Annotated in this window: 16 protein-coding genes; 8 read left to right on the forward strand and 8 right to left on the reverse strand. The window is 63.0% G+C overall.

The window, feature by feature from the left end:
- The first annotated feature begins 539 nt into the window (after positions 1–539).
- Both F7R19_RS06365 and F7R19_RS06370 read left to right on the forward strand, forming a co-directional pair.
- Positions 540–1,112, forward strand: a complete 573-nt coding sequence (locus F7R19_RS06365; protein WP_150979701.1) for a hypothetical protein — start codon at positions 540–542, stop codon at positions 1,110–1,112.
- A 161-nt stretch (positions 1,113–1,273) separates the two neighbouring features.
- A complete protein-coding gene (locus tag F7R19_RS06370) occupies positions 1,274–1,612 on the forward strand; it encodes a hypothetical protein (protein ID WP_211922716.1) in 339 nt (112 codons plus the stop codon).
- A 127-nt stretch (positions 1,613–1,739) separates the two neighbouring features.
- On the opposite strand, the gene F7R19_RS06375 is transcribed toward F7R19_RS06370, so the two are convergent.
- On the reverse strand, positions 1,740–2,642 hold the full coding sequence (locus F7R19_RS06375) for a metal-dependent hydrolase (RefSeq protein WP_150979702.1): 903 nt from the start codon (positions 2,640–2,642) through the stop codon (positions 1,740–1,742).
- 332 nt (positions 2,643–2,974) lie between these two features.
- Here F7R19_RS06375 and F7R19_RS06380 point away from each other — a divergent pair, with 332 nt between their 5' ends.
- Positions 2,975–3,325: a hypothetical protein gene (locus tag F7R19_RS06380; protein WP_061953972.1), complete on the forward strand. Its 351-nt coding sequence runs from the start codon at positions 2,975–2,977 to the stop codon at positions 3,323–3,325.
- A 190-nt stretch (positions 3,326–3,515) separates the two neighbouring features.
- Here the strand turns inward: F7R19_RS06380 and F7R19_RS06385 are convergent, their stop codons facing one another.
- On the reverse strand, positions 3,516–4,409 hold the full coding sequence (locus tag F7R19_RS06385) for a DMT family transporter (RefSeq protein WP_150979703.1): 894 nt from the start codon (positions 4,407–4,409) through the stop codon (positions 3,516–3,518).
- A 288-nt stretch (positions 4,410–4,697) separates the two neighbouring features.
- Here F7R19_RS06385 and F7R19_RS06390 point away from each other — a divergent pair, with 288 nt between their 5' ends.
- The 3 genes from F7R19_RS06390 (at position 4,698) to F7R19_RS06400 (ending at position 7,254) form a co-directional block, all read left to right on the forward strand.
- The gene (locus F7R19_RS06390; RefSeq protein WP_150979704.1) at positions 4,698–5,291 is read left to right on the forward strand and encodes a hypothetical protein; all 594 of its coding nucleotides are present in this window, start codon (positions 4,698–4,700) and stop codon (positions 5,289–5,291) included.
- A 68-nt stretch (positions 5,292–5,359) separates the two neighbouring features.
- Positions 5,360–6,580 (forward strand): helix-turn-helix domain-containing protein, encoded by a 1,221-nt coding sequence (locus F7R19_RS06395; protein WP_150979705.1) that lies wholly within the window; start codon positions 5,360–5,362, stop codon positions 6,578–6,580.
- 38 nt (positions 6,581–6,618) lie between these two features.
- On the forward strand, positions 6,619–7,254 hold the full coding sequence (locus F7R19_RS06400; protein ID WP_150979706.1) for a Vgb family protein: 636 nt from the start codon (positions 6,619–6,621) through the stop codon (positions 7,252–7,254).
- Between the two features lie 77 nt (positions 7,255–7,331).
- Here F7R19_RS06400 and F7R19_RS06405 read toward each other — a convergent pair whose 3' ends face one another.
- Complete coding sequence (locus tag F7R19_RS06405) at positions 7,332–8,243, reverse strand: bestrophin family protein (protein WP_150979707.1); 912 nt, start codon at positions 8,241–8,243, stop codon at positions 7,332–7,334.
- A gap of 80 nt (positions 8,244–8,323) precedes the next feature.
- Positions 8,324–9,292 (reverse strand): MBL fold metallo-hydrolase, encoded by a 969-nt coding sequence (locus tag F7R19_RS06410; RefSeq protein ID WP_223506323.1) that lies wholly within the window; start codon positions 9,290–9,292, stop codon positions 8,324–8,326.
- Between the two features lie 438 nt (positions 9,293–9,730).
- On the opposite strand from F7R19_RS06410, the gene F7R19_RS06415 reads away from it, so the two are divergent.
- Positions 9,731–10,285 carry a ferritin-like domain-containing protein gene (locus F7R19_RS06415; RefSeq protein WP_061953962.1) on the forward strand — a complete coding sequence of 185 codons (555 nt, stop codon included), beginning with the start codon at positions 9,731–9,733 and terminating at the stop codon, positions 10,283–10,285.
- A 116-nt stretch (positions 10,286–10,401) separates the two neighbouring features.
- Here the strand turns inward: F7R19_RS06415 and F7R19_RS06420 are convergent, their stop codons facing one another.
- From F7R19_RS06420 to F7R19_RS06430, 3 genes are all read right to left on the reverse strand, one after another.
- A complete protein-coding gene (locus tag F7R19_RS06420) occupies positions 10,402–11,181 on the reverse strand; it encodes a hypothetical protein (protein WP_150979709.1) in 780 nt (259 codons plus the stop codon).
- 243 nt (positions 11,182–11,424) lie between these two features.
- Positions 11,425–12,183, reverse strand: coding sequence for a hypothetical protein (locus F7R19_RS06425; RefSeq protein ID WP_150979710.1), 759 nt, complete (start codon positions 12,181–12,183; stop codon positions 11,425–11,427).
- A gap of 364 nt (positions 12,184–12,547) precedes the next feature.
- Positions 12,548–12,937 (reverse strand): putative periplasmic lipoprotein, encoded by a 390-nt coding sequence (locus F7R19_RS06430; RefSeq protein ID WP_150979711.1) that lies wholly within the window; start codon positions 12,935–12,937, stop codon positions 12,548–12,550.
- A gap of 335 nt (positions 12,938–13,272) precedes the next feature.
- On the opposite strand from F7R19_RS06430, the gene F7R19_RS06435 reads away from it, so the two are divergent.
- Positions 13,273–13,863: a DUF2239 family protein gene (locus tag F7R19_RS06435; protein ID WP_150979712.1), complete on the forward strand. Its 591-nt coding sequence runs from the start codon at positions 13,273–13,275 to the stop codon at positions 13,861–13,863.
- 3 nt (positions 13,864–13,866) lie between these two features.
- Here the strand turns inward: F7R19_RS06435 and F7R19_RS06440 are convergent, their stop codons facing one another.
- On the reverse strand, positions 13,867–15,705 hold the full coding sequence (locus F7R19_RS06440; protein WP_150979713.1) for a cytochrome c biogenesis protein DipZ: 1,839 nt from the start codon (positions 15,703–15,705) through the stop codon (positions 13,867–13,869).
- Positions 15,706–15,939 lie beyond the last annotated feature (234 nt).

A 15,939-nucleotide genomic window follows, 5' to 3' on the forward strand; every position in this document is an offset into this window, starting at 1 on the left:
CCTCTAATCATCAGCTCACGTTCGCACAGCGTGACGCCGATCTGGTCGAACCGTTTTTTTCATGTTCGCTCAGTGCTCGACAAGCATGCGGTAAAACTTGAGTGGTGTCGTCGTCGTCCCGGCTTTGGGCATTACTTTTAGTCAGTGTTTCCATAGGATTCGACTGATTTCAGACGTTGTTTAACTTTCGTCGTTGCGCGATGTCTCGGCAATTCCCGGCTAAATGAAAACGTCGTAAATTGGATTATCGCGGGCGCGGATGCTGTTCTGAATTTGGTTTCAATGCACAAAGAATATAAACAGGCCAGTGGTATTGATGTGGTTGCAAACCCAGCAAAGTCCAAAATGGTCCGTATGTCGCGGCAGATTCATCAGCGTGGTTTTTGTGTGTGCAATCAATGAATGCGCAAGCAGACCTGAATAACGTCAAACGTTGTGACGAAGATGATTAATCCACCATTAAAAGATTTGGAGCGGCGAAAGGCGGAGGTGAAACGGCGTTTTGAGCTGAATGCGGGAAATAACCCTCGCAAACATGATTGGAGTTCGACGCCGACAATGGAGAGCGGGTCGTGAAGAGAATAGCGATGATAGTGATGGTGCTTTGGTGCGCCCTTAACATGATCGGAGCATCTCATGCTGCCCACCAATCACAAGAGGAATTCTCCGCGGATGCGATCCGCTTGGGGTGCACCGTATCATTTCCTAAGCAGTTTCACGCTATTAGTGACGACCCTCTCAGTACCCCGCTGTTTGATGTGTCAGTGGAGTGGCACTGTCGCGACGGCGAAACTGCAATAATCGATAAATATGAAATAGATGGATCGAGCCCTGAAATTTCGACCTTCTTCTACTGGCAGGGTCACAGTATGGTAGTTCTTGTCAAATGGTCGGTGAACTCGCAGGCTTCAGACTACGTTGGTGATTATTACAAAGTCTTCTCGTACCGATACGAACGAGTGGGGGCTGAAGGACGGTTCGTAAAGAACGAAACAATCATGAAGAACTTTCCTGCTGGCCTAGATGGCCGCTCAAAAAACGGCCTGAGAATAATCTATCCATTTAAGAACGCGGCATCGATTCGCAAGAGGTTGCAGAGACTTAATGATTAACAACTGGCCATCAGCTAGTGCTCATAGAGAGCGGTGATGACACGAACAACAATATGATGACCAGGATGGATGGGTGTAGGGAGGGTAGCTGAGTGTGTTAAACCGAGACCGCCAGCACGAACAAAAGCTTTGAGACCGAAGGTGTCTGGGCCTGGGTCCGCATGCTGGAGCATGCGCGGGTGACGCCTGTTGACAGTGCGACGGCCCAACTCACGTTCCAGGCTGTTCCCGACACCTTTGTTTCAGGCCAAGGCAAAAACGGCAGTGAGTCGGCAGACGCGGCCGATCGACCGGAGCATTCAGAAAGCCTGCTGCCGCGCGCAGCCCAGCTTGCCGCACCGGCTGACATGCGATATCCGATCCGCTATCAGATGCGCGCGGCCGTGGGGCGCGGCCCGCTGGAAGCGCTGGAGCTGCGCAATCTGCGGATGCCGGAGCGGATCTTTGTGGGCAGGGAGTCGCTGGCTCTAGCCGGAATGACGGCGGCATTGCGTAAGTAATCGCCCGGTTCATCTACGAAACGCGTCGCGCCACAGCTCGCGCACGATGAGCTGAGATCCGACGACGACATGACGCAGCCGGTCATCGTCAGGCCCGCCGCGCATAGCGGCCTTCGCCGCAATTCCCTCAAAAGTCCACTTTCTGGCCCGGCTGCGGCACGATCACGGCGGTGTTCGTTGACGTGCCTAAAGCCGCTTTCAACTCGTCGGGTGTGCCGCGCAGCATCGGTGAGGTTCCGTAGTGGATCGGGATCGCGTACCGGGGCTTGATGAAATCGCGCAAGGCGATGGCGGCGTCCTGCGGGCCCATGGTGAAATGGCCGCCGATCGGAATCAACACCAGATCGGGCTTGTAGCGGTCGGCCACCAGCAGCATGTCGCCATACAGGCCGGTGTCGCCCATGTGCCAGATCTTGAAGCCGTTTTCCATTTCGATGATGTAGCCCACGGGCTCGCCGCCATAGTGGGTCTCATCTTTCCCCGTGGCGGGATTTTTCCACACCAGTTCGGACGAATGTTCGGCGTGCACGGCGGTGATTTTCGGACCGTTGGCGCCGAATGGCTGGATCGTCCCGCTCTTGCCGAAGCGTTGCGAAAGGTTGGCCGGCACCATGCCCAGGCTCACCAACTGCTGGCCCATGCCGCCGCCGTTCCAGATCGGCGCGTTGTTCAGCTTGGCCAGATCTGGCGCATCACCAAGGTGATCGCCATGTGCGTGCGTCACCAGAATCAGGTCCACCTTGCCCAGCGCCGACAACTGCTTGAACCCGGCAGGCGTCTTGGGATTGGCGGTCAGCCAGGGGTCTACCACGATGACCTTGCCGCCTGGCGTGGTGATCCGTATGGCGGCCTGGCCAAGCCACAACACTTCGGTCTTGCCCGCGGCGACGGGTGCGGTGGATCCCGCCGGGGCCGCAGGCTCGGCCGGCACGGGCGCGTTGGCGACGTTGCTGGCGCATGCGGCAAGTGTGCAGACGGCGCCGGCCAGCAGGATCAGGCGGGGGCGAAGCGGGATGCGGCGGGTGATCATGGTGGTCCCTTGTTTGAAGTTGTCTTGACATTGCCAAACCGCGTCGCGCCTGGTCGGAGATCGCGGTGGCTGCACCGCCTCGGGAAGACTCACGTTCGCGCCCAAGCGTTGCGAGGGGCAGTATTTGCAAGCTGTCAGACGCTGTCAACTGGCGCTGGCGCGCGGCCTCCGGATTGCACTTGTAACGCTTGATTTAAGAAAACGGCCATGCAGGCCGGTTTTATCGACTTGCATTTACATCTGCTCACGATGGCGTAACCCACTGTAATCGTTCGTCGACCATCATAGTTTCCGTAAAGCAGGGCCAGTGCTGGCCCGACAAGGAGCCTGAAATGCGCAAGTCGATTCGTTACACCGGTATTGCTGTCATCAGTGCCGCCATGCTGGCGGCCGGGACCGCCTCGGCCCACGACCGCTACCACCGTGGCGGCGGAGGCGGGTCTGCGGGCGCCGCGATTGCGATTGCCGCCGTGGCCGGCCTGGCGCTCGGTGCGATAGTGGCCAGCAGCCAGCCAGTGGTAGCGGCACCGGCGCCGGTCTATGCGCCGCCGCAGCCGGTCAGCTATGCCGCCCCGCAGGTGCCGCCGGGCTACTGCTATAGCAACTACCAGGGCGCCTACGTGCCGTGCGGCCGCGGCGCGCCAGTGCAGTACGCCCAGCCGCAGCCGTACTACGGCTATTGAGCGCGACGTACGACGGAGCGAGATGGACGGCGCCTGACGCCCACCCGACGTTGACCGGCCGCCGGCCTACGAAAGAGGGCGGCGCCGCCGTTGAATCGGTCTCGGCGGAACGTGAGGGATGCTTGGACGGACTTCCGGCAGCCACGCGGCGAGAACCGCCGCGCGCGTGCCTCGCGACCCGCCGGTGGCTTCAGTCGATGGCACCCGGTCGTCGGCGCATCACCAGATACAGGCCAGCCGCGGCGATGGCCATGCCCGGCCAGGCCATCGCAGGTATCGCTTCGCCAAGCACCACAAATGCGATCACCGCTGTAACAGGCGGCACCAGGAAGAACAGCGCGGACACGCGCGACGCCTCGCCATGCCGAATCATCGCCAGCAGCAGCGTGATGGCCACCAGCGAATTGCCGATCACCAGATACGCCAGCGATCCAAACAGGCCGGCGGTCCATTGCACGTGCATCGGCTCCAGCAGAAAGGCCAGCGGCGCGGTCACCATCAGGCCGACAGCGTATTGCACGGTGTTGGCCAGCACCGGGTGCACCGACACGCCAAAACGTTTCTCCCACAACGTGCCCGTAGTCATGGCCAGCAACGCTAGCACCGCAAACACCAGCGCCAGCGGTGAACTGAGATCGATCGACGATTTCGCCATGATCACCATCGTCGCCCCCGCAACGCCGAGCGCCAAGCCGGCCCAGCGGGTGGCGTCGACGCGCTCGCCCGCCAGCGCCGGCGCAAGCAGTCCTATCAGGATGGGCTGCTGCGACGTCACCAGCGCCACCGCGCCGGCGGACATTCCGAACTTCAGGCTGAGATAGGTGAAAGCGAAATAGCCAGCCTGAATCAGCAAGCCGACCATCGCCAGGTGCAGCCATGGCGCGATGCCGGGCGGCAACGCGGGCCGTATCCACAGGCACGGGCCGATCAGCAGCGCCACCACACATGCGTAGCGTAACGCCAGGAAGGTCAGCGGATCGGCGTACTGAAGACCGAGTTTCAGGAATACGAAGCCGCTCGACCATAGCAACAGAAACATCGCGGGCGCGATACGCAGCCAGAGCGGCGTGGTCGAAGCATGCATGGTGCGTTCTGGCATCAACGATGGGCGGGCGCAGTCGGGAACAACCGAACGATAGCACCGGCGTCCCCAACACCGCCGTCGGGCGGAATTTTTGATCGTTCGACGGGGGAAAAATTGATTCAGTCTTACTCTGATCAGTGCGGAATACAGCGCAACCAAGGACAATCCAGCGCCTGTTTGGATGAATGAACGGGCGGCAAATTTCCGCGCGTTTGTGAAAGGCTGATTACCGTGAACAGAATAGTATTTGCGAATCTGGATTCCTATTGCATTTCGATCCCATCGGAAATGCCGGGAAAACGATGGCTGATCATCAGTGCATATCGCTGCCGGGATTTTCGGGCGGTGCACATCGATGGCCGCATGATGGATCCTGGCAAGCTGGTGGCGGAGCTGCAGCGGCATTGCCCGGATTTCAGGACCACCGTCAATCAGATCGTGATCGCGGCGGGGAATTCGGCCACCACCACCGGTATGGCCAGCATATCGAGCCTGCTGTCGGCGCGTCTTTCGCCCATACTGGTGCGCGGGTTTGAAACGGATGTGACGACAGAATCCCCGAAAGACATGATTGCGATTGCCGCGTTGCCGGGGGATGGCAATGGCAACGAGCTGCAGAATTTCCGTATGTGCGTGGGGCGCTCGGGGGCGGCGGTATCCGTACTGCATCTCAACGGATTCGGCGTGGCGGTCCAGGTTCACGAGGGCGGTCCGGGCGCCGATATCGATCTGTCGCTCGATGAACAAGAGCGGCGCGCGCTCTGGTATCACGCGGCCCGTACTACCTCCGACGATGCGATGCTGAGGTACTTCTCCCGCCTTGGACTGAACAGGCGTCGCCATGGATTTTCCCGGTTCCTGCCGTTGCGTACGCGTCGCTAGAGCGCGCGAACCCTATGCTAGATTAGGCGCCGGCATCGATCAGCGGAGCGACATGTGGCGGGATTCCAATGGATTCATTGATCACGGCGGCGGCGCGTGCGCTGGCGGCGGGCGACCCGCTTGGCGCGCTGAATCGCATTGCGCTGCGCGACGATGCGCCCGCGCTGGCCTTGCGCGGCATCGCCATGGCTCAGTTGGGCGACTTCGCCCTGGCGCGCGGATTGCTGCGCGCCGCCGGTCGGGCGTTCGGTCCCAAGGAAGCACTGGCCCGGGCGCGCTGCGTCGTGGCCGAAGCGGAGATCGCGCTGGCTTCGCGCGATCTGAACTGGCCGCAGAAATCGCTGGACGCCGCACGACGCGTGCTGGAAAACCACGCCGATGTCGTTAACGCCGCGCATGCGCGCTATCTGGCCGCACGCCACCATTTGCTGGTGGGCCAGCTTGACGCCGCCGAACATGTCATTGCAGATCTCGATCCGTCGCCGTTGCCGCCGCCGTTGCGCGCATCGCACGAACTGGTGGTGGCGGGCATCGCCATCCGTCGGCTGCGCTCGGCCGCCGCGCTCGCGGCGCTGCAGCGCGCGGAACAGGCCGCCCGGCACGCCGGCATCGCCGCCTTGTCCACCGAAGTCGAACACGCGATGCAGCGCTTGCGCTTGCCGGTGGCACGCCTGATATCGCGCGGCAGTGTGCGGCCGATGTTGCTGAGCGATGTGGAAGCGCTGCTGGCGTCTCAGGCGTTGATTGTCGATGCGTGCCGCATGGCGGTCCGCATGGGCGCGGAAATCGTGCCGTTGACGCGGCGTCCCGTGCTGTTCGGCATCGCCCGCGCGCTGGCCGAGGCATGGCCCGGCGATATGGCCCGTGACGACCTGATTGCGCGAGTGTTTCGCATTCGGCGTGCCGACGAAACACATCGCGCACGGCTGCGCGTCGAGATCGGCCGCCTGCGGGCCGCGCTGCGGCAGATCGCCAGCGTGCAGGCTACCGCGCGCGGCTTTGGCCTGGTGGTACGCAGCACGGGCGACGCCGTGGTGCTCGCGCATCCCGTCGATGCGGCGCATGCTGCCGTGCTGGCTTGTCTTGCGGATGGACAATCGTGGTCGAGTTCGGCGCTGGCTCTGGCGCTAGGCGCCAGCCAGCGCACGGTGCAGCGCTCGCTCGATGCGCTGGCCGGTACAGGCCATGTGCAATCGATCGGAAATGGCCGCGTGCGCCGCTGGATGACGCCGCCGCCAACCGGATTCGCGACGCCGTTGTTACTCCCGGTACTGCCGCCCGGCGCGTAGCATGGTTTCATCATCAACGTGTTCGAGAGGAAACCATCATGAAGCGATCCACCGCAGATATCGTTCGGGAATACGGCCCATTCGAGGGCGTCACCCATGTGCATGGGCTGACCTACGACGGGCGGCAGGTGTGGTTTGCCGTTGGCGACAAACTGCTGGCGCTCGATCCGGCCAGCGGCAAGACGCAGGGCGAGATCGCGGTGCCGGCGCATGCGGGTACCGCGTTCGACGGCCGTTACCTGTTTCAGATTTCCGAGAGCCACATCCAGAAAATCGATCCGCAAACCGGTCGCGTGGTGGGGACGATTCCGGCCCCGGGACATGGCAATGACTCCGGGATGGCGTGGGCCGAAGGGTCGCTCTGGGTTGGGGAATATCGCGCACGCAAGATCCACCAAATCGACCCCGAAACGGGCCACGTGCTGCGCACGCTCAATTCCGACCGGTTTGTGACCGGGGTGACGTGGGTCGATGGGCAACTGTGGCATGGCACGTGGGAAGGCGATCAGAGCGAGCTGAGGCGCATCGATCCGCAATCGGGCAAGCTGCTGGAATCGATCGAGATGCCGCCGGGCGTGGGCGTATCGGGGCTGGAAGCCGATGGTGCCGAGCGCTTCTATTGCGGCGGGGGCGACAGCGGCAAGGTGCGCGCGGTCAGGCGTCCGAAGGCGTAGGCGGTGCGCGGGGGCCGCGGGGCACGCGCCGGCCCTGACCGTGCGAAAGGGATTCTAACCACGCGCCCCCCCGCCGCTCAGATCTGGATGTAATCGCGCGGCTCGGGCGCGGCGCTGCGCGGCGGCTCGCCAATCATCTCCAGTACCGTCGATTCGATCATGTACGTCATCGCCGTGAGCGCCAGATCGTTGGCTTCCTCGCCGAACGGCTCCTCGATTTCCGCGCTGAGCGCTTCGAGCGCAAAAAACGTGTAGGCGATAAAGCAGACGATCACCGGCGTCATCAGGCCAATGGTGTCCAGCAGGCCAAACGGCAGCAGCGCGCAGTACAGATAGATGCAGCGATGGATGATGACCGAATACGTGAACGGAATCGGCGTGCCGGCAATGCGTTCGCATCCGCCCAGCGCGGTGCTGAGCTGATTGAGCGAGGTTTCCATCGAATGCGCGAGCGGCGCGGCCAGTTGGCCGGCGCGCAAACGGTCGCCAACCCATTCGCCCGCCAGCAGCAGCGCAATGGCCGGCCGATACCGCACCGCTTTCAGGCGCGCGGCGTCCTCCTCATCCATGAACGGCGCAAGGTCGGCCCAGGCGTCGGTGCCGCGCAGTTGATGGCGCAGCGCGTGGATGAAAATGCAGAGCCGGTAGGCCAGCTGCCGCGCGTGGCTCTTGTCCGCCACCAGCGTCAGCGCCTGGCGCGTGAGCGAGCGCGATTCGTTCAGCACGCTGCCCCATAACGTGCGCGCCTCCCAGTAGCGCGCGTAGCTAGTGCTGTTGCGAAAGCCCAGGAAGATCGCCAGCGTCAGGCCGATCAGCGAAAACGGTACGAAGTTCAGCGACACCTTCCAGTCGCCGATGCGCCCGTGCGCGGCCGTGATGACCGCCGCGAACAGCGTGATGGCCACCAGTTGCGGGGCAATCCTGGGCAGGACCGACCCACGCAGCACGAACAGCATGCGGAACCAGTGAAGCGGCGGGCGAATAATCATCGGAATGACAGGCCGGGACGATCAAGGCTGCCATGTTCGCACGGCGGCGCGCTGGTGTGCACGCCGCCGTGTGTGGGCCATCAACGATCGTTGCGGATCGGCCCGAACTCGACCGGCACCCAGGCGTAGCCGACAGAGTCGCGCCGCACGTGCCCCAGCCCAGGGAACGGCAGATGCGCACCGCCCACCCACAGCTTGCCCTTGGCCGCCTCGGCCAGCACGCGCTGGCGCGTCAGCGCGGCCTGATGGCTATCGGTGTCGAATTCGATCGAAATGTTGGGACGACGGAACTGCGTGGCGTGGCTATGCACGATATCGCCCCACAACAGCAGCCGGTCGTTGCCCGATGTGAACAGATAGCTCGTATGGCCCGGCGTGTGGCCGCGCGTGGCCATGGTCTGCACGCCAGGAATCGGCGCTTGGCCTGCCGCGGCGTTGAAGGTCTGGAAGCGATTGGCGGCCTGGTACGGCGCCATCGCGTTGCGCGCCATCGCAAATAAACCCTTTGCCGATTCGGGCGCGGCGGCCTCGCTGGCCTCGCTGAGCCAGTAGTCGGCGTCGGCCTTGTCGGCGTAGACCGTGGCGTTGGGGAATACCGGCTTGCCGTCGGCGCTGAGGCCGCAGGCGTGGTCGCCGTGGAGGTGCGTCAGCAGCACGGTATCCACCTGCTCGGGCGTGTAGCCGGAAGCGCGCAGGTTGTCCAGGATCCCGCCCAGTGTGGGCCCGAAGCACGCGGCGGCACCCGTATCCACCAGCACCAGGTGCGAGCCGGTGTTCACCAGGTAAGCATTGACCGCCGTCTGCATGCCGGGCGTGGAGGCGACGAACATGCGCGCCAGCAGGCTCTGCACCTCGCGTGCGCTGGTGTATTTGAGCACCTTGGGATCGATATCGATATAGCCGTCATACAGCGCGGTCACCTCGAACTGGCCGACCATCATGCGATAGAAGCCCGGCGCCTGTGTCTTCTGCTGTGCTGGCGGCGCGGCCTGCGCCGCGGTGGCAGCCAGCGGCAGCGCGGCGACGCCAATGGCGAAGGCGACGGCCATCGGTCCCAGAACAGCGGCGGCGGCGCGGCGGATGCGATGCTCCGAATGCGGTGTCATAAGACGGATTCCCCCTGAATCGGTGATTTGAATGGGCCTGATAAGACATAAATGGCCGATACGAACCCTACCCGCCTCCAGAGGGCCAGGCAAGTCACGCATAGGGTTGCGCCTCTCATACCTTCGTCGGATTTCGCGCCAAGGCCGCGAGTCGTCGATATTGCAAACAGGCCACCCGCGCGATTGTAAAAAACACATCCCATTGGCAAGCGGGCGACGGTTTTACCAGCGTTGGCGGAGTGGCATCGATTTTGCCTGCAGCGGTAAAGTCCGCTCCCCCATCTCGCGCGCGGCAATGTGCCATTGAGTCGCTTGACCACGGCCATCCACGCACGGGGTTATCCGGGGCGGGATTATTCGAACGATGACGAAGGAGTCCCCATGGCTGAGAAGCAACCGTTCCTAACGGATATCAAGACGCTGCGCGAGCGCGCCCGCCAGCACATCGACGACGGCGCGGTGACCGCCGGATACAGCGCCGAGCGTGACACCGTAATCAAGCTGCTCAACGACGCGCTGGCTACGGAGATCGTTTGCGTGCTGCGGTATCGGCGCCATTACTTCATGGCCAAGGGCCCCAATTCGAAAAGCGTAGCGGAGGAGTTTCTGGCGCACTCGAACGAGGAACAAGGCCATGCGGACCAGATCGCCGAGCGCATCGTGCAACTGGGCGGTGAGCCCAATTTTTCGCCCGAGGGCCTGGCCTCGCGCAGTCATGCCGAATATGTGGAAGGCGCCACGCTGACCGACATGATCAAGGAAGATCTCGTGGCCGAGCGCATCGCGATCGACACCTATCGCGAAATCATCCAATACATCGGAGAAAAGGACCCGACATCGCGCCGCTTGATGGAAAGCATCCTCGCGGTAGAGGAAGAGCACGCCGACGATATGGCCGATCTGCTTGCGGCCAATCCGGGCGACAAACAGGGGTAAAGCGAATCGGCGCTATCAGATTCAGACATCGCCGAAATTTGTGTGTGCCGCAGCGCAGGTCGCCACGATGGGGCCTGCGCTGTTGCATGTCTGGTTGCCGTCTGTTTCGGTGGCAACTATCGCCCGCGAGCGCTAATGAACATTCGGCGCAGCTGGTCGGGAACGCCCAATTTGATCTTCGTCCCGTCCCGTCCCGCCACATCCACGCCCAGCCCGTGGCCGCCCCGATAGACGACTGTCATCAGTCCGCCGACGCCGGTGGCGCCCACGGCCTTGACGTTGACTCTACCGCCGTGGTGCGGTTTGATCGGCAAGAACTTGGACAGGATAGAGTGCGCCCTCGACGGCTCGTTGTAATGAACTGATGCGTAGATGGCCCACGCGTCGCGCGTGCGGATTTCGCCGCGAAAACCCCGCACGAAGCGATTGCGCCCGAGCGCTACCGAAAGTTCGTGGGCGATGCTCCGGTCTTGTCCAGCTGCAGCGTTCGGATTGCGTGCTTCGGTAAAGCCGAGTGTATCGGCGTAGGCCGGTGGCGGCGCGTCGGGCGCTCGAGCGGCCAACGCCGAAACGTATGACGGCACCGGCCCTGCTATATGCGACGTATAGGAAGGCGGCGGCACGATTGGCGTGGGTTGCCGGAACAGCGAGGCCGAATTGCTGACGGCAAGGACGACTTGCTCGGTTTTCCTCCAGATGTCTGCTGGCACCGTCTGTTTTAGCAGATCGGCCAGTTGGAAACCGGTCAGGAATGTGCCATTGATGCCGATTCGTCCTATCCCGTTCGAGTGGGAAGCGCCCATCGATGAACCGATGATCAACCAGTACTTGTCCGAAGAGTCCGTTGAGCGCACTTTTACGCAATAGGAATCGGAATGAGAAAAAATGATTTGCATGGTATGTCCAATTACGTTGGGTTAGACCATGCCAATCTGAATCGTACGGTTTGTCAGAAACTTGGTATGGCCACAACACAGTTTGCGCTAAAGGGTTGCCATGCGTTTTGATCGCTGTGGGTGCTGAATTGCTATTAGTAAATGTTCTACGGAATAGTCAGAATCTGATAAAGCATTATCGCCAGTAAATTCCCACAGCGGCCACACCGGCGGCGATTGGCCTGTGTGGGAATACGACGATTTTCAGATCACCCGGCCGTGGTCGCCGCGGGCCCAATAATTACTGTCCCTGAACGTCACGCGCAGGGAGTCCATCGACACAGGCGCGCCTTGTCCGCGGTTATATCGAGTGCCGCACCACAGATCGCCGTGAAAGAGGTAGCTGTGCAGGAACGGGCCACCGATCCTGATCGCAAAGGGTTCCTGATGGGCGGGAATCGTGCGGAATCGTCGCCATGGCAGGGCATTCACGCGTGGCGGCCGGTTGTAGTGGATCGAGGCATAGATGTTCCACGCATTGCTCACGTCGAGCTGGCCCTGGAAGCCCAGGACAAAGAACGGCCGCCCCAGGCCTTTTGCCAGGTCCTGCGCGATGCTGCGGTTGATCGAATTCTCGAAGGACGGGCTTGGGTGTAGCGATTGGTACGACGGTGGGAAGGGTCTTCTTTCGCACGCAGCGCTGTATGAAGGCAGCGGGGCCGCGGGTTGCACGTGGTAGGCGGGCGGAGAGCCCTCGTGCTGGGCGACATATGGCGCGCCGGAATTGCTGATCGCCAAAATCACCTGCTGCACGCGGCTCATGATTTGGCCCGGCACGGTGCGCCTGAGGAAGGCAGCAAGCTGGTGACCGTCAAGCACATTGCCGTTGATGCAGATATGGCCCGTTCCATAGTGATTGCGGGCGCCGGTCTCTGTGCCGATGATCAGCCACGTGAAATCAGGGTTGTCGACCGAATCGACCTTTATGCAATAGGCATCAGGATAGGAAAAGACAATATCCATTAGAGTTTATATGAAATGAATAAAACAAATGAAGCAAGAAGCAGGCGATTCGACTTTGATGCGATAGGCATCGGCAAAAAATAATTCCCATGGCGCGAAGGGATATCGCTTGGCCGACGACTTCGAAAGCAAACGGGGACGCTGGCGAATTGCAACCTGGCGCTTGACCGTGCGGGAGTGTGCACGACCGATGGGTGGCGCGTATTGATTGCGCTTCGCGAACGATGTGATTAGCGATACGGCGCTGCATGCGACAAGCGACGAGCGTTGTGGTCAGGCGGCGGTCGGGGAAATAAAAAAGCGAGGGGTGTCAGCCCTCGCTATGCATTGTCCTGGTAGACGCCTGCCGCTGGCGTCGGAATGCTTACTTGATGGCCGTACCGGGCTTGCAGTCTTGCACATACCCGGTGACGCGGCTTTTGCTCAGCATCGGCCGCCATTGGTCGGCGCTACGAATGTCCACGTCGGTGCCTGGTGCCGCCGCGCGCAGCGCTATCAGGTAGGAATAGCCGGCGCTGGCCTGGTGACCGTAGCCGACGCGCACATCGACGCGGCCCGGTTCCGGATAGGCCTCGATTTCAGCGTCGTCGCCGAGCTTGCGCTTCAGGCACAGGACAAGATCTCCCACGCTGGCATCGGAGTGGATGCGCGTGGCGTCGCGCGATTCCAGATACTCGGGGTTGGCGCCGCTGGCGCAGGCGGCCAGCAATGGCGTGGCCACTGCCGCAATCAGCAAAAACCGCATTCCGGTCATTCAATCTCCTGTTGGTGGGTTCGAGGCGTCGAGACCCGCGATCGTGCCATGCGCGCATCGGCCGGTCAAAAACCGAGATCAAGCCTGATGCGTATCCGACCCTGCGTCGTCGGCCTCAGCAAAGAGCCAACCTCTGAGGCGTCCACGCGGCAAATCCTGATGGGTTCCCACCTGCGGGAATCCGCGCGCAAGCTCCCCAATGTGCGATATCGGTCCGGCCAACTTTGATCCTCGGCAAATTATTACCCGGATATAATTGACGGCCAAATATTACCCGGGTAATATCGCGTCTTCGATCGAATCTCGATCCCAACACGATCCCAACGGAGACCCAAATGGAAGACGTGGAAAGCTGTACCGCCTTTGCTGGCGAGCGTCGCCTGGCCGCTGGCACGCCCGCGCAGGTGGCGCTGGCGGTGGCCGCCGCGCTGCGCGCAGACCCCAACCAATCGATTCTGGCCTTTGACGACCAGAGCGGCCGTCAGGTCGATTTCGACCTGCGCGGCAGCGACGCGGACATCGCCGCGCGGCTGTCCCCAGGCGCGGCCACCCCGGCGGCCGCCGACGACGCGCAGGGCAAGCGTGGACGCCCCAAGCTCGGCGTCGTGGCGCGCGAAGTCACGCTGCTGCCGCGCCACTGGGACTGGCTGGGCGACCAGCCGGGCGGCGCATCGGTGACGCTGCGCAAGCTGGTGGACGCCGCGCGCAAGGGGCACGGTGTCGATCTGGCTGCCGGTCGCGCCAAGGCCGCCGCCGACCGCTTCATGTCGACGATGCTGGGCAATCAACCCGGTTACGAGGAAGCGTCGCGCGCGCTGTACAACGGCAACCGCGACCAGTTTCTCGCCTTGTCGGCCGCCTGGCCCGCGGATTTGCGCGATCACGCGCGCCAGCTTGCCGCGCCCGCATTTGGCGCCGACGCGTGACGATCAGCCAAACGTGAACGCGTAGGCCTGTGCGCCCGGATCCAGGAAGCGGATCTCGAACGTGTGTTCGCCCACGTCGCCCGCCTGCCTGACCAACTGATAGAGCCGCGTGGCGGTGATCGCGCCATTGCCGTTTGCGTCGATGTCCGCGCCGTGGCTGGCGCCGGGCGGCTTGCCGTCGATCGTCACCACAAAGCGCACGGCGCGGCCATCGGCGGCTGGCCCGAGCACCAGATGCAGGTCGCGCGCCAGGAAGCGATAGGCGATGCCACCGCGGGCGCGGTCCAGCGTTGCCTGTTCCGCGCCCGCGGTCCATTGGCCCGTCAGCCCCCACTGGTTCAGACGCAGCGCGCCCACCGTGTAGTCGCGCGATTTGTCCTGGCGCAGCCCGCCCGGCGACGCAAAATTCTCGGCCTGCCGATAGCCGACGTAGGTCTCGCCTGATCCCACGTGCCGCAGGTCCGGCGCGGCTTGCGCACCGGGCGCGTCCGGGGTTACCACGTCGCGCGAGGCCGAAGGCTTGCCGGCTTCGGCCAACAATTGCTGGATCACGCGCTCGGAGTTGGCGTAGTCGCCTTCGCCAAACTGGTGGTGGCGGATATTGCCGCGCGCATCGACGAAATAGGCGGCCGGCCAGTAGTTGTTGTGGAAGGCGTTCCAAATCCGGTAATCGCTGTCCACGGCCACCGGGAACCCGATCTTGAAGTCGCCGATGGCGCGACGCACGTTGTCGGGGTTTTTCTCGAACGCGAATTCGGGCGTGTGCACGCCCAGCACAGTCAGGCCCTGATCCTTGTACTTGTCCGCCCATGCGCGCAGATACGGCAGTGTGCGGATGCAGTTGATGCACGAATACGTCCAGAAATAGACCAGCGTGACCTTGCCCTGCAGTTGATCGCGCGAAATCGGCGGCGAATTGAACCACTGCACCGCACCGTCCAGCGACGGCAGGCGGCCCTCCACCGGCAGGCGGCTGGCAAAGCCCGCGGTGGTGTCGTTGGCGGCCAGCAGCATCGCGGCCGGCCGCGCGGTTGCGGCGGCCAGCGCCGCCTGCTGCGGCGTATTGTCGATCGGGCCGGCCTCCTCGCTGGTGGTCAGGCTGGCGCTTTGCACTGCGCCCGGCCTGGGGTGGAAACGGTCGACCAGCGCCTGTTCCAGCCGTGCCGTGCCGCCGATCGACAATTGCGCCAGCAGGCCGGTGTCGGCGCCCGCGGCAATCGCGGCCACGCCGCCCAGCACGCCTACGCCAAGCCCGCGCCGTAGCCATTCGCCGGCGCCCATCGACCGCTTCATCGCCGCAAACAGGCGCCCGCCAACGCCCAGCGCCGCCGCCAGTGATGTGGCCGCGCCGGCCGCATAGGCCGTCAGCAACAGCGAGCTTTGCACGCTCGCGCCTTGCAGTGCCGCCGTCGTCAACACGATGCCCAGGATCGGGCCGGCGCATGGCGCCCACAGCATGCCGGTGGCCACGCCCAGCAACAGCGACGCCCACGGCGATGCATCGGCCGACGCGCCGTTGCCGGCCAGCCGGTTGCCGAGTGCCACCACCGGGCGCGTCATCGCATGGGCCAGCCGCGGCACCAGCAGCGCCAGCCCGAATGCGGCCAGCAGCGCCAGCGCGGCATAGCGCCCGTACTGGTTGGCCGCAACCGCCCACGCGCCGCCCACCGACGCCAGCGTTGCCACGCCGGCAAACGTCAGCGCCATGCCGGCCAGCATGGGCAGCCGGCCGCGCACAAACGGCTGGCCGGTGCGCGCCAGCACAAACGGCAACACGGGCAGGATGCAGGGGCTGAGGATGGTGAGCGCGCCACCCAGGTAGGCAAGGATCAGCAGTGTCATGATCGGGGTCCTTTCGGCAGAGTCGGACCAACGGTTGGTCCGGCGTTTTGGCATGTCCCGATTTGGCGCCTGGCATCTACCTTGAATGTGTCGTCAATGCGGAAAGTTGTACCGCTTTGTGGGGCTCAGGCGTCCAGATACATTGCGATACACGAAAGCCGACCGACGCCCATACAATCTCGCCAACAGACGCATTGCTCACATTCTCAAAAAATATTCTTCCAGGGGTGACAT

The organism is Cupriavidus pauculus, from assembly GCF_008801835.1.
In the GTDB taxonomy this organism is placed as follows: Bacteria; Pseudomonadota; Gammaproteobacteria; order Burkholderiales; family Burkholderiaceae; genus Cupriavidus; species Cupriavidus pauculus.